Genomic DNA, 12,137 nt, shown 5'->3' with positions numbered 1-12,137 from the left:
TTGGGGGATCCGACGGTGGGAATCGACGACACGCCGGCGCTCGGTCGTGGCTTCGAAGAGGACGGCGGCGCCGTGACGGCGTTCCTGTCCCGGGTGGAGGACGAGCTGGCCGCGTTGCCGCCCAAGGCGGAACGCGACCCGGACCAGCGGCGCGCGGCCGACACCGTGACCGACGCCGCGCGCCTGGTGCGCCGGAAGTTCGTCGAGCGGCACGCCGGGCGGGTGCACGCCGAGCTGACCGACGGCGGCCGGGCGCCGTTGGGCCTGCACGACTTGGTCGACCAGGCGACCGAGCTGTGGCCGGGCCTGGTGCCGACCAAGGCGCAGCGGGAACGCGAACGCGTGCTACCGCAGGCCGACAAGGAGGGCCGCGAGGTCGACCTGGGCATCTTCTCCTGGGGCCTGCTGCGTGACGCGACGGCGGGTGAGCACCTGGTCGAGTCCATGCGCAGACCCACCCCGCAGGCGATGGTGGCGCTGCCCGCGTTCCGCGCCACCGGGTTCGTCGACCTCGGCGTGGTCACCGTGCGGCGGGTCGACGGCGTGTCCGAGGTGACGCTGCTGAACCTGCCGTTCCTCAACGCCGAGGACGACATCGTGGTGGCCGCGCTGGAGGTCGCGGTCGACCTCGTGCTGCTGGACGACGCGACCGAGGTGGGCGTGCTGCGCGGCGGCGCGATGACGCACCCGCGGTACGCCGGGCGGCGCGTGTTCGGCGCGGGCATCAACCTGACCCGGCTCTACCAGGGCGAGATCTCGCTGCTGGACTTCTTCCTGAGCCGGGAACTGGGCTACATCAACAAGATCGTGCGCGGGCTGGTCACCGACCGGGACGGCTGGCTGCCGGAGCCGGTGGAGAAGCCGTGGATCGCCGTGGTGGACACGTTCGCGATCGGCGGCGGCGCGCAGTTGCTGCTGGTGTTCGACCACGTGGTGGCCGAACGCGGCGCGTACTTCACGCTGCCCGCGTTGCGCGAGGGCATCATCCCGGGCGCGGCCAACCTGCGGCTGCCCGGTGCGGCCGGGCCCCGCCTCGCCCGGCAGATGATCTTCCGCGACCGGCGGGTCGACGCGGGGACGCCCGAGGGCTGGTCGTTGTGCGACGAGGTCGTGGACACCGACGAGCTGGCCGGCCGGACCACGGCGGCCGCCGTCGCGCTGGCCGACCCCGCCGTGCTGGCCAACCGGCGGATGCTTCGCCGCTTCGAGGAGCCGGAGTCCCGGTTCCGCGAGTACATGGCCTGGTACGCCCTGGAGCAGGCACGGCTGCTGCACAGCCCCGACCTGGTCGCGAACCTGGAACGCACGTGGATCACCCGGCACGGGGGAGGGAAGCGGTGAGCGAGGTCCTGTACCAGTGGTTCGACGCGGCGGCACGGAAGTTCCCTGATCGGACCGCGTTGGTGATCGGCGAGGAGGAGCAGACCTACGCCGGGCTGGAAGAGCGCGCGCTCGCCCTGGCCGCTGCGATCACCGCGCTGCCTGGACCGACACCGACCCGGATCGCCCTGGTCACGTCGAAGAACTTCGGGGCCTACGCGGGCTGGCTGGCGATCCAGCGCGTCGGCGCCGGCGTGCTGCCGCTCAACCCGCGGTACCCCCGCGACCGCAACCTGGACATCGCGCAACGGGCCGGGGTCGAGGTCGCGCTGGTGGAGCCGGGGGTCGACCTGTTCTCCGCGCTGCCCAAGCGGTTCCGGCCCACCGTCATCACGCTGGACGCGGTCGGCGACGGCGAGCTGCCCGACATCCCCACCGACCCCGAGCTCGAGGCGTACGTGCTGTTCACGTCCGGCTCCACCGGGCAGCCCAAGGGCGTGCCGATCCTGCAACGCGGCATCGCGCCGTACATCGGCTACAACATCGAGCGCTACGACGTGGACGTGGACTCCCGGCTGACACAGGTCTTCGGGCTGACGTTCGACGCCTCCACCTTCGACATGTTCGTCACCTGGGGCGCCGGCGCGACGCTCGTGGTGCCCGACCAGGAGGACCTGTACCGGCCGGTGGACTTCATCGTCCGCAACCGGCTCACGCACTGGTTCTCGGTGCCGTCGGTGATCCGGGTGGCCGAGCAGGTGGGCAACCTCCCGCGCGGCCGGGTGGACACGCTGCGGCACAGCCTGTTCGGCGCGGAGCCGGTCACCGTGCAGGACGCCGAGATGTGGCACGAGGTCGCGCCGGACAGCGCGTTCCACAACCTCTACGGGCCGACCGAGTGCACGATCACCTGTACCGAGTACCGAGTCCCGTTCGCCGACCGCGACGCCTGGGCCCGCGCCGCGACCGTGCCCATCGGACGGATGTACCCGAGCACGGAAGGCGTCATCCTGGGTGACGACGGCCTGCCCGCCGACGACGGCGAACTGTGCCTGCGTGGCCCCCAGCGGTTCGACGGCTACCTGGACCCGCGGGAGAACGTCGGCCGCTTCGTGCGCTACGAGGAAGGCTCGCCCGCCGTCGTCTACGACGGCACCACGCCGTTGACCCGCGACCACTGGTACCGGACCGGCGACCGGATCCGCCGGGAGGGCCGGGACATGGTGCACCGGGGCCGGCTCGACCACCAGGTCAAGATCATGGGTCACCGGGTGGAGCTGGGCGAGGTCGAGGCCGCGCTGTTCCGGCACCCGGACATCGTGTCGGCCGGCGTGGTCGCGGTGACCGTGGCCGGTGAGACCCGGCTGTGGGCGGGCTACACCGGCCGTCCCGTGCCCGGACCCGACCTGGACCGGTGGCTGCGCGGCCAGGTGCCGCTGCACATGGTGCCCGAACGGGTCCGCCACCTGGACGTCCTGCCGCTCAACGACAACGGCAAGACCGACCGGGCCAAGCTCACGGAGGTGCTGCGGTGAAGCTCGTAGTGGTCTACGACACCGGCAGCCTCGCGCCGTCCCGGATCGCCGAGGCCGCCGGGGAGATCGACTGCGAGCTGGTGTTCGCGGTCGCCGACTCCGACCACGGCCGGGAGATGCGGCCGATGCTGGAACTGCTCGGTTCGGTGGTGCCCGTCGACGCGGTCACCGAGCTGAAGGCGCACCGGCCGGACGGGATCGTCACGTTCAGCGAACGGCAGCTCGTGCCCGCGGTCGGGTTGGCGCAGGCGCTGGACCTGCCCTACCACTCGGCCGCCGACATCGAGGCCATCACCCGCAAGGACCGGCAGCGGGCCAGGTTCGCCGAGGCGGGCGTGGACGCGATCCGGTTCCGCACGCTGACCTCCGCCGACCAGGTCGACGAGGCCATCGGGCACGTGGGCCTGCCCGCGATCATCAAACCGGTGCTCGGCGCCGGCAGCCGCAACACCACCGTCGTGCACACCCCGGACGCGTGCCGCGAGTGGGTGACCGAGGCGTTGGCGACCGAGGACTCCGTGCTGCTGGAGGAGTTCCTGGTCGGCCGACCCACCGACGAGCCGTGGGGCGACTACATCGCGGTGGACTGCGTGGCCACCGGCGACCTGGTGCGGCCGGTGTTCGTGACGAGCAAGTTCTCGGTGGCCGAGCCGTTCCGGGAACGCGGTGGGTACGGTGGCCGGTCCGTCGTGCCGACCGACGAGGTGCGTGCGATCGAGGAGCTGGCGTGCCGGGCGGTGCACGCGTTGGGCATCCGGCGCGGTGTCGCCGACGTGGAGATCAAGCTCACCCCGTCCGGGCCGCGGGTGATCGAGGTCAACGGCCGGCTCGGCGCGTGGGTGGACGACCTCGCGGTGCGCTCGTCCACCTCGGACCCGGCGGCGGTCGCGGTCCGGTCGGCGGTCGACGTCGCGTTCGACCTGGAGCCGCGCTACGACGGGCCGATCGCGTTCAACTACCTCGTCATCCCGCCGTTGTCGGCCAAGCGGGTGCGGTCCCTGCACGGCGTGGCCCGGCTGCGCCGGACCCGTGACGTCGACCGCGTGATGGTGCTGTCCACGCCCGGCACGTCGGTCGACTGGCGGTTGGGCACCCGCTCCCACGTGGCGTCGGTCTCCGGCCACGTGGACAGCCACGACCAGTTGGCGGAGGCGATCGCCACGATCGAGGAGGTGGACTGGGTTGGCTACGAGTGACCGCACGTCTGAAGTGGCCCTGCTGATCCTTGACCTGGACGGCGTGCTGGTGGACACCCAGGACGCGGAGGACGGCGCGCTGGCCTACGTCGGCACGCTGATGGGTGTGCACCTGACGCCCGACCAGGCGTCGGCGCTGTTCTCCGGCAAACGCGTCCAGGAGTGCCTGGACCTGTTGGCGGAGATGGCACACCGCCCGCCGCCGCCCGACGCGGTGCGGATCGTGCGGGCCAAGTGCCAGGAGCTGATCGGGGGCACGCTCGAACCCGTGCCCGGGGTGGAGGACGCCCTGCGGCGGGTCGGGGTGGAGCTGTGCGTGGCGTCCAACAGCCCGCGCGAGATCATCGAGAAGCGGCTGGCCGACTGCGGCATCCTGGGCTTCTTCGGCGACCGGCTCTACTCGGCCTACGAGGTCAACGCGTGGAAGCCGGACCCGGAGCTGTTCCGGTGGGCCGCGCGGGACCGGGGCGTGGCCGCCGACCGGTGCGTGGTGGTGGAGGACAGCCTGGTCGGGGTGGACGCCGCCCTGTCGGCCGGCATGCGGGTGCTGCAGTTCAACGTCGTTCCGGTGGAAGCGCCGCACCGGGCAGGGGTGCCGACGTTCTCGTCGATGCACGCCCTGCCCGAGTTGGTGCACGGGGGGAGTCCGTCATGAGCAAGGTGATGGTGCTGGGCGCCGGGGACCTCGGCCGTCGGGTGTTCCACGAGTTGGCGCACGGTCCGGGCGACCGGCACGTGCGGTTGGTCGGCCGGGACGAGGACGCGACCCTGCGGGCGACGAACCTGACCCGGTTCAGCAGCCTGCAACGCGGCTATGGCGCGTCGGTCGACTACGCCACCACGGACCTGCACGACGTGGGGCGCACCGCCGAGTGCATCGCCGCGTTCGACCCGGACGTGCTGTTCCTCGCGGCGAGTTTCCAGTCGTGGTGGGTGATCACGACGTTGCCACATGACGCGTTCCAGCGGCTGTACGCGGCCAACTACGGCCCCTGGCTGCCGATGCACCTCGTCCCGGTGCACAAGGCCATGCGGGCGGTGCGGCTGGCGGGCAGCCGGGCGGTCGTGGTCAACGCCGCCTACCCGGATGCCGTGCACCCGGTGCTGAACGCGGTCGGCCTGTCACCCGATGTCGGCATCGGCAACGTGGCCAACAACGTGCCCGGCATCCGCGTCGCCGCGGCCGACCGGCTCGGTGTGCCGGTGCGCGAGGTCGACGTCCGACTTGTGGCTCACCACTACGTGTCGCACCGGCTGTCCCGCGCCGGCGACTCCGGACCGGCCCGGATGGGCCTGACCATCGCGCACGGCGGCGCGGACGTGACCGATCGCCTGGATGTCGCGTCGCTGCTCAAGAGCCTTCCGCTGGAGTACCGCCGCACTGGCGGGATGCCCGGCCAGGCGATGACCGCCGCGTCCGGGCTGAGCCTGCTGGAACCGCTGGCGGACGGCCGGGACGCGCTCGTCCACGCGCCGGGACCGGGTGGCCTCGCCGGCGGCTACCCCGTGGCCGTGGCGGACGGCCGCATCCGCACCGCGCTGCCGGACGGCATGTCACCGCAGGAGGCCGCGGCGATCAACCTCAGCGGGCAGGTGCAGGACGGCATCACGTCCATCGAGCCGGACGGCACGGTCCACTTCGAGCCGTCCACGATGGCCGTGCTGACGGCGGAACTGGGCTACGAGTGCCGGTCGATGCCGTTGGCCGAAGCGGAAGGTCGCGCGGTCGAGATCGGGGAGCGGTTCGAGGCTTACCGGATCCGCGTGCTCGGATGAGCGGCGTGACGCCCACCGCCCCGCGGCGGTGAGCGGTCAGCCTCAGTAGTTGGTCCACTCTTCCTGTGCGTAGCGCAGGATGACGGGGTCCATCAGCGTCGACACCGCCAGTCCGCCGGGGTTGCGGCGGTCGGGCGGGAACACGGCCGCGGCCGCCAGCGTCGCCGGATCCAGCGAGCGCAGCGGCATCCCGGACGGCAGGGCGAGCGACGGTGTGGTCTCGCGGGCGGCGAGGTGGAATCCCCACTCGCCGAACGCGGGGACCGACACCTCGTACGGCACGGTCTTCAGACCTGCGGCACGCAGCGTGTTCTCGACGCACCAGAAGGCGCTGGGGGCGAAGTACGGGGAGCCGGACTGGACCGTCATCCGGCCGTCGGGGGCCAGTGCGCGTTCGACCAGGCCGTAGAACTCCAGCGAGTAGAGCTTGGCCGTCGCGGTGGAGTCGGGATCCGGCATGTCCACGATGATCACGTCGTACCGGTCGGCCGCGCCGCGCAGCCAGGTGAAGGCGTCCTCCGTCCGCACGACCACTCGCGGATCGGCGAAAGCGTTGCGGTTCAGCGAGGTCAGTCGCGAGTCGGTGCGAGCCAAGTCGATCATCGCCGGGTCCAACTCGACCAAGGTCACCCGCTCGACGTCGGGGTAGCGCAGGATCTCGCGGAGCCCGAGACCGTCGCCGCCACCGAGGACGAGCACGCGGCCGTGCGGGCCGGACATCGCCGGGTGCACCATCGCCTCGTGGTAGCGGTACTCGTCGACCGAACTGAACTGCAGGTCGCCGTTGAGGAACAGCCGCACGTCGTGGGCACCCGTCAGGGGGACCGACTCGGTCAGCACGATCTCTTGGTACGGCGTGCGTTCCGCGTGCACGACCGGGTCGGCGTAGAGGGCCTGGCGGGCGGTGACCTCGAAGTCCTGGGCCATGACGTACGCGCCGCCCAGCACGCCGCCGACGGCCACGGCCGAGCCGATGAGGACGGCTTTGGCCTTGTCGCCCAGTTCGGTGCGGAACACGGTCAGCACCAGCCCGAGTCCCGCCACGGCGTTGACGATGCCGACCACCAGCGCGCCCTCGATCTGGCCGAACAGGGGGAGCAGCACGAACGGGAACGCGAGCCCGCCGAGCAGCGCGCCCACGTAGTCGGCGGCGAACAGGTCGGCGACCGCCGAACCCGCTTCCTGGCGGCGGATCCGCTGCAGCATCTCCATCAGCAGCGGGATCTCCGCGCCGATGAGCGTGCCCAGGACGAGCGCCATCGCGATGAGCGCCGGGGTGTAGAGGCTGAGCCAGGCGAACGCCGCGTACAGCAGCAAGACGCTCAGCCCGCCCAGCAGCGCGAGCACCAACTCCACCGCGGCGAAGGCCACCGCGGCCTTGCGCTGCAACGGTTTCGCCAAGAGCGCGCCCATGCCCATGGCGAACACCATGAGTGAGACGACGATCGACGCCTGCCCGACGGTGTCGCCGATCAGGTAGCTGCCGAGCGCGACGAGGGCGAGTTCGTAGACGAGCCCGCACGCCGCGCACACGAACACGGTCGCCAGCAGCGCGATCCTGGCCGACCGGGTGCGGGTCATGAGATGGTGGCGGCGATGATCACGCTGACGACGACGTGCGCGGTGGCCGAGACCCAGACCCCCGGGTGGCCCTCCTCGGTGGAGATGACCTCGCCGAGACTGCCCGGGGTCACGAGGTCGATCACGACGAACGCGAGGCTCATGAGCACCAGGCCGATCACGCCGTACACGGCGGTGTTCAGCAGCCCGACGGCGACGTTGTCGTCGCTGATCACGATGGCGGTGGTGAGGATGATGCCGATGCCGAGCAGGCCCGAGCACAGCAGGACCGCGGCGTTGCGGTTGCGCTCGACCCAGATCAGGTCCCGCAGCTTGCCGGGTGTGGCGACGTCGACGAGCACGAAGCCCAGCGTCATGAGGACCAGACCGACGGCCCCGTAGGCCAGCGTGCCGAGCAGTCCGTTGAGCAGGTCGGACACGGTGACTACCCTTCTTGACCGCGCTTGCGGCGCAGGATGAATCCGACGACGAGACCGATCAGGGCAGCTCCGCCGAAGATCGACAGTGCGGTGATCGCGCCGCGGTGGCTGGCGGCGAAGTCAGAGCCCGGACGCCCGATCGGGGTGGCGGCCTGCGCTGTTGCCACCTCGGGTGCCAAGGGCGCGACATCGCCCTTCTCGGTCAGGAGCAAGGGGAGCGCGAGTGCGCCGTAGGCGGTCGTCGTGGTCGGCTCCGCCAGCAGGGCGGCCGTGTCCACGCCCACGCGGGACAGGTCCGACGAGGTCAGGGCGGGCAGGCCGCTCGAGGTGCGCACGCTCACCGAGGCGGAGTCCTCCGACTCGCTCGACGCGGGGGTGTAGGTGATCGTGCTGACCAGGATCGCGTACCGCGCGCACTTCTCGGCGGACACGCCGACGCCTCGGCTCGAACCGGACGTGACCGGATCGCCCGAGCCGTCGTACACGACCCAGCCGTAGCAGACGCCCTGTGCCGCTTCGGCTTTCGCGAGCCTGCTGACGAGGTCCCTGCCGTCGGCGTCCGACAGCGTCGGGATGGTGGTGTCGTTGTCGCTCGACGACCACCAACCCGACTCCACGGACACCATCAAGACGGCCACCGCGATGACGGTGACCCAGACGATCGCCTTCTTCACTTGCCCGCCCCCGGACCCCGTCCCCGGAACGACTCCCCGTGCCCGGACGTCCAGCCCCAGTTGCCACCCACCGACGAGTGGTACGTGCGGTAGGCGCGGTCCACGTCGTCGATCCGGATGACACTGCCGGTCCCTTGTGGACGGACCAGCACCATGTCGTCGTTGTACCGCAGGTAGACCCCGCTCGCGTCCGCGTACTGCGACACCGGCTTCCACCGCCCGATGATGTCCGCGGCCACCAGGCTCGGTGCCCGCGGGCTGGTGAAGGCGATCTCCTCGCCCCGGTCCAGGTTCGCCGCGCGGGTGTAGGTGCTGTCGACGTGGTCACGCACAGTCGTCCCGCGTGCGAGTATCGCGATGGCGATCACCCCGGCGACGACGCCGAGGATGCCCGCCGTCCAGAACCAGAAGCGCGGTTTCCTCACCGCGGGAGTCAGGCGATCGTCGCGTTCGTCGCTCATTCGGAGCTCACCGGGTAGATGCGCACGTCGTAGGTGGACAGCTTCGCGCCGATGGACGCTTCCCAGCCGGCTTCGCCGTAGGCCTCGAAGGACAACAGCGAGTCACCGGCGGTGTAGTCGTGGTACTTGACGACGCCGTCGGCATCGAGCCCGGTCGTCGCCTCACTGCGGAACTCGGCCTTGCCCGACTCGTCGGAGCGGTACTGCTTCCCGTCGTGCGCAAGGGTCTTCGGCCCCGGTACCAGGTCGACGTCCAACTCGGTCCAGCTGACCAGCTCCAGCTCCGGGTCCTCCTCGACCGACAACCACACCCGCTCGCCGTCGGTCTGCTCCAACAGGTGCTCCGACCAGGACCAGCCACCCTCGTCGAGCCGCAGACTGCCCCGCACCACGTAGGACTCACCGCGCAGCTCGACCAGGTCACCGGCCTTGAGCTTGCGGGGGTCACCATGGATCGCGTGGTGATCGTTGTCCGCGTACGGATCCACCGGAGCCTTGACCACCACCGGTTTCCGCTTGCGCAGCCACAGCCCGACAGCCACCGCCCCTACCGCCGCCACGACGACAACGAGCAGCAGGACGAGAAGCCCGTCCACCAAAGACCCCCTACCAAGATCCGACTCAGCGGCTCACACCATAAGACATCGCACAGCACTGCCGGACCCGATCCCGCAAAGTCAACGCCCGGCAGTTCGACGCGCTGGTGGTCGACCTCGACGGGGTCGTGCTCATCGGCTCACGGGGCGTCACCACGCTGCTGGAAGCGCGGCACACCCCACCGCATGGTTCCTGCGGTGCTTTGCGGAGCACATGGGAGCACGCTGTGGGAGTAAAATTGAAGCCGTCGGGCGCGTTCAACAGCGTTGAACCGCATTCAACGGCTCTTAATCTCCACATTTCCTGCGGAAGTCCTGTTTTCGCTGATAGGGCATTTTTAATGGCTTCATTCACGCCGGAGAGGTCACTGGTTCGATCCCGGTATCGGCCTGGAAGTCCGCACCCCATGTCGGCTACGGGCTCGAAGCGAACCGTGAGGTTTCCATGCGAATCGACCACATCATCTACGCCGCACCGGATCTCGAGGCCGCGGTGGCCGACCTCGAGCGGCACCTTGGTGTGCAGGCGGAGGGCGGCGGGCAGCACCCTGGCCAAGGCACCCACAACAAGCTGCTCGCCCTGGGGCCCGAGACGTATCTGGAGATCGTCGCCCCTGATCCCGCCCAACCCGACCCCTCCGGTCCGCGGCCGTACGGCGTCGACGGCATCACCCGCGGCGGCCTGGTGGGTTGGGCTCTCGGTTGCGACGACATCGCGGACGCTCTCGGCAAAGCCCGCGCCAACGGCTTCGACCCGGGCGACGTGATCGAGGGCCACCGACTCACGCCGACCGGCACCCTGCTGCGATGGCACCTCACGCGCAACGCGCTGACCGCCGGCGTCATCCCGTTCCTGATCAGCTGGAGCGACACTCCACACCACCCGGCGGCCTCGGCACCCGCGGGGCTCGTTCTGGAGTCCTTGCACGTAGAGCATCCGGACCCGGCGTCGCTCGCAGGGCCGCTGCACGCCCTCGGCGCCCGGGTGGAGATCCGTCAAGGGCCGAAGCCCGCCCTCGTCGTCCGAGTCCAGGGCCCGAGGGGCAGTACCGAGCTTCGATGAAGGAGACCAACGGCCGCATGCGACCTTGAGCCGGAGGGCGCATCCTGGTGGACCGAGGGGTCCCCTGCGGATGGGAGACGGTCATGAAGTTCATCCAGCTGATCGAGTACGAGACCCACAAGCCCGAGGAGATCAGCCGCCTGCTGGACCGGTGGCGTGAGGAGAGCGGCGGCGAGTCGACCGTGACGAGGGCGGTGCTGACCGCCGACCACGACCGGCCGAACCGCTATGTCGAGATCATCGAGTTCCCCTCCTACGAGGAAGCGATGCGCAACTCCGGCCGACCCGAGACCGACCGGTTCGCCAAAGAGATGGCCGCGCTCTGCGACGGCCCGGTCCAGTTCCGCAACCTGGACGTGAACCGGGAGGAACTGGTCTAGGCAGTGGCCTGGTACTCCAGTCGCAGTTCGTTGTATATGGCGTGCCTTCGAGGATCTCGACCCGGCGCTTCTGGCGGCGCCGCAGGAGGTCACCGAGCGGATCTTGGAGATGCTCGACGCGGAGGCGTCTCCTCGCATTGACACTGCGTACAAATTGCGACAGGACCCGGTGATGAGCGGTGCGCGGCCACGCCCGTCGGTGTCAGGCTGCGAGTACCGCGTCGGCCACGACAGGAACCACCCGCCGCAACCGGTCCAGGACCTCCGCGCGTGCGGCCCTGATGTCGGCCTTGTACCCCCAACTGTGGGTGGTGACGAGCAGGTCGTCGCGGGCCATGATCGCCGTGCAGTGCTGCATGCCGGGTAGTCGGTCGTTCGCCGTCTCGCAGTAGGCGTAGAAGTCGTCGAGACCGGAGGGTGCGGGGACGTCCGCGTCGGGGTGCACGACCCGTTCCGGCATGCCGTCGCGGTGCGCGTACTGCGGGCAATCACGTGCCCTCGTCCGGATCTCCTCGACCAGATCCCGCGGCTTGACGTCGGACAGCGCGTGCACGTACTGGCTCGCGTCCATGAGCTCTCCGACCCAGATCCGCCCCTCGGTCACCATCCAGCCCTGTTCGACCTGGACCGGCCCGCACAGTCGCAGGACCTCGGGGACGCCCCGCTGTTCGGTCATCGGCCGGTCTTCCTTCCACGGGCCGTTGGGTGCGAGCGCGTCCTTGGCTGCGAGCGCGGCCTTCGCCTTGCGCTCCGACGCGTTCCACTTGTCCGTCACCGAGGTCGAGGACGGTACGGGTGACGCTGGTGGGGGAACCTCCTGGGTTGTCGAACACGCCACCAGCAGGCAAACGGCTGCCGGCACTACGAGCCATCTGGACACACTCGACTCCCGAGGTCAACGGGGGAGGAGCATACGCGAAGGTCGACGTGCAGCCGTCCGATCATGCCTGTGGTCGGACGCCGCCCAACCTCCGACCCGGCTCCATCGGGATGTCGACGTGGACGGCATGACTGAGCAGAGGCTTTCGTCCCGCCCACACCGCCGTTCCGGATTTCGTCAACGCTGCTCAGCGGTCGCGGAGGTAGGCGAGCACCGCTCGGGCGCGACGGTTGTCGAATTCGGGTGCAGCGTGAGG

Annotated in this window: 13 protein-coding genes; 7 read left to right on the top strand and 6 right to left on the bottom strand. The window is 70.3% G+C overall.

Annotated elements, in window-relative coordinates:
* Positions 1 to 15 precede the first annotated feature (15 nt).
* Genes ACYVLT_RS27655 through ACYVLT_RS27635 form a run of 5 tightly spaced genes read left to right on the top strand, consistent with a single transcriptional unit; the run spans position 16 to position 5,827 of the window.
* Positions 16 to 1,341 (top strand): enoyl-CoA hydratase/isomerase family protein, encoded by a 1,326-nt coding sequence (locus tag ACYVLT_RS27655; RefSeq protein WP_461123137.1) that lies wholly within the window; start codon positions 16 to 18, stop codon positions 1,339 to 1,341.
* Complete coding sequence (locus tag ACYVLT_RS27650; RefSeq protein WP_461123136.1) at positions 1,338 to 2,855, top strand: AMP-binding protein; 1,518 nt, start codon at positions 1,338 to 1,340, stop codon at positions 2,853 to 2,855. The genes ACYVLT_RS27655 and ACYVLT_RS27650 overlap by 4 nt, the downstream gene beginning before the upstream one ends.
* Complete coding sequence (locus ACYVLT_RS27645; RefSeq protein ID WP_461123135.1) at positions 2,852 to 4,051, top strand: ATP-grasp domain-containing protein; 1,200 nt, start codon at positions 2,852 to 2,854, stop codon at positions 4,049 to 4,051. The genes ACYVLT_RS27650 and ACYVLT_RS27645 overlap by 4 nt, the downstream gene beginning before the upstream one ends.
* A complete protein-coding gene (locus ACYVLT_RS27640; RefSeq protein ID WP_461123134.1) occupies positions 4,038 to 4,706 on the top strand; it encodes an HAD family hydrolase in 669 nt (222 codons plus the stop codon). Before ACYVLT_RS27645 ends, ACYVLT_RS27640 begins: the two co-directional genes overlap by 14 nt.
* Complete coding sequence (locus tag ACYVLT_RS27635; RefSeq protein ID WP_461123133.1) at positions 4,703 to 5,827, top strand: hypothetical protein; 1,125 nt, start codon at positions 4,703 to 4,705, stop codon at positions 5,825 to 5,827. Before ACYVLT_RS27640 ends, ACYVLT_RS27635 begins: the two co-directional genes overlap by 4 nt.
* 42 nt (positions 5,828 to 5,869) lie before the next feature.
* Here ACYVLT_RS27635 and ACYVLT_RS27630 read toward each other — a convergent pair whose 3' ends face one another.
* The 5 genes from ACYVLT_RS27630 to ACYVLT_RS27610 are packed head-to-tail and all read right to left on the bottom strand — an operon-like array spanning position 5,870 to position 9,558.
* On the bottom strand, positions 5,870 to 7,408 hold the full coding sequence (locus ACYVLT_RS27630; RefSeq protein WP_461123132.1) for a polyamine aminopropyltransferase: 1,539 nt from the start codon (positions 7,406 to 7,408) through the stop codon (positions 5,870 to 5,872).
* On the bottom strand, positions 7,405 to 7,827 hold the full coding sequence (locus ACYVLT_RS27625) for a DUF350 domain-containing protein (RefSeq protein ID WP_461123131.1): 423 nt from the start codon (positions 7,825 to 7,827) through the stop codon (positions 7,405 to 7,407). Before ACYVLT_RS27625 ends, ACYVLT_RS27630 begins: the two co-directional genes overlap by 4 nt.
* A gap of 5 nt (positions 7,828 to 7,832) precedes the next feature.
* Positions 7,833 to 8,501 (bottom strand): DUF5585 domain-containing protein, encoded by a 669-nt coding sequence (locus tag ACYVLT_RS27620; RefSeq protein WP_461123130.1) that lies wholly within the window; start codon positions 8,499 to 8,501, stop codon positions 7,833 to 7,835.
* Positions 8,498 to 8,926 (bottom strand): DUF4247 domain-containing protein, encoded by a 429-nt coding sequence (locus ACYVLT_RS27615; RefSeq protein WP_461123129.1) that lies wholly within the window; start codon positions 8,924 to 8,926, stop codon positions 8,498 to 8,500. The genes ACYVLT_RS27620 and ACYVLT_RS27615 overlap by 4 nt, the downstream gene beginning before the upstream one ends.
* Before the next feature lie 32 nt (positions 8,927 to 8,958).
* Positions 8,959 to 9,558, bottom strand: coding sequence for a DUF4178 domain-containing protein (locus ACYVLT_RS27610; protein ID WP_461123128.1), 600 nt, complete (start codon positions 9,556 to 9,558; stop codon positions 8,959 to 8,961).
* Between the two features lie 445 nt (positions 9,559 to 10,003).
* On the opposite strand from ACYVLT_RS27610, the gene ACYVLT_RS27605 reads away from it, so the two are divergent.
* A complete protein-coding gene (locus ACYVLT_RS27605; RefSeq protein ID WP_461123127.1) occupies positions 10,004 to 10,621 on the top strand; it encodes a VOC family protein in 618 nt (205 codons plus the stop codon).
* Between the two features lie 83 nt (positions 10,622 to 10,704).
* Positions 10,705 to 11,001: a hypothetical protein gene (locus ACYVLT_RS27600; protein ID WP_461123126.1), complete on the top strand. Its 297-nt coding sequence runs from the start codon at positions 10,705 to 10,707 to the stop codon at positions 10,999 to 11,001.
* Positions 11,002 to 11,203: 202 nt separating this feature from the next.
* Here ACYVLT_RS27600 and ACYVLT_RS27595 read toward each other — a convergent pair whose 3' ends face one another.
* A complete protein-coding gene (locus tag ACYVLT_RS27595; RefSeq protein ID WP_461123125.1) occupies positions 11,204 to 11,776 on the bottom strand; it encodes a hypothetical protein in 573 nt (190 codons plus the stop codon).
* Positions 11,777 to 12,137: the final 361 nt, after the last annotated feature.

This window comes from Saccharothrix stipae (assembly GCF_054781895.1).
The sequence above is the reverse complement of the archived record's forward strand: the minus strand, read 5'-3'. Positions and strand labels throughout refer to the sequence as shown.

What these genes read in the sequence shown, in the direction of transcription:
- ACYVLT_RS27600 (WP_461123126.1), top strand. Translation starts at nt 10,705, where the DNA reads ATGAAGTTCATCCAGCTGATCGAGTACGAGACCCACAAGCCCGAGGAG.
- ACYVLT_RS27605 (WP_461123127.1), top strand. Translation starts at nt 10,004, where the DNA reads ATGCGAATCGACCACATCATCTACGCCGCACCGGATCTCGAGGCCGCG.
- ACYVLT_RS27635 (WP_461123133.1), top strand. Translation starts at nt 4,703, where the DNA reads ATGAGCAAGGTGATGGTGCTGGGCGCCGGGGACCTCGGCCGTCGGGTG.
- ACYVLT_RS27630 (WP_461123132.1), bottom strand. Translation starts at nt 7,408, where the DNA reads ATGACCCGCACCCGGTCGGCCAGGATCGCGCTGCTGGCGACCGTGTTC.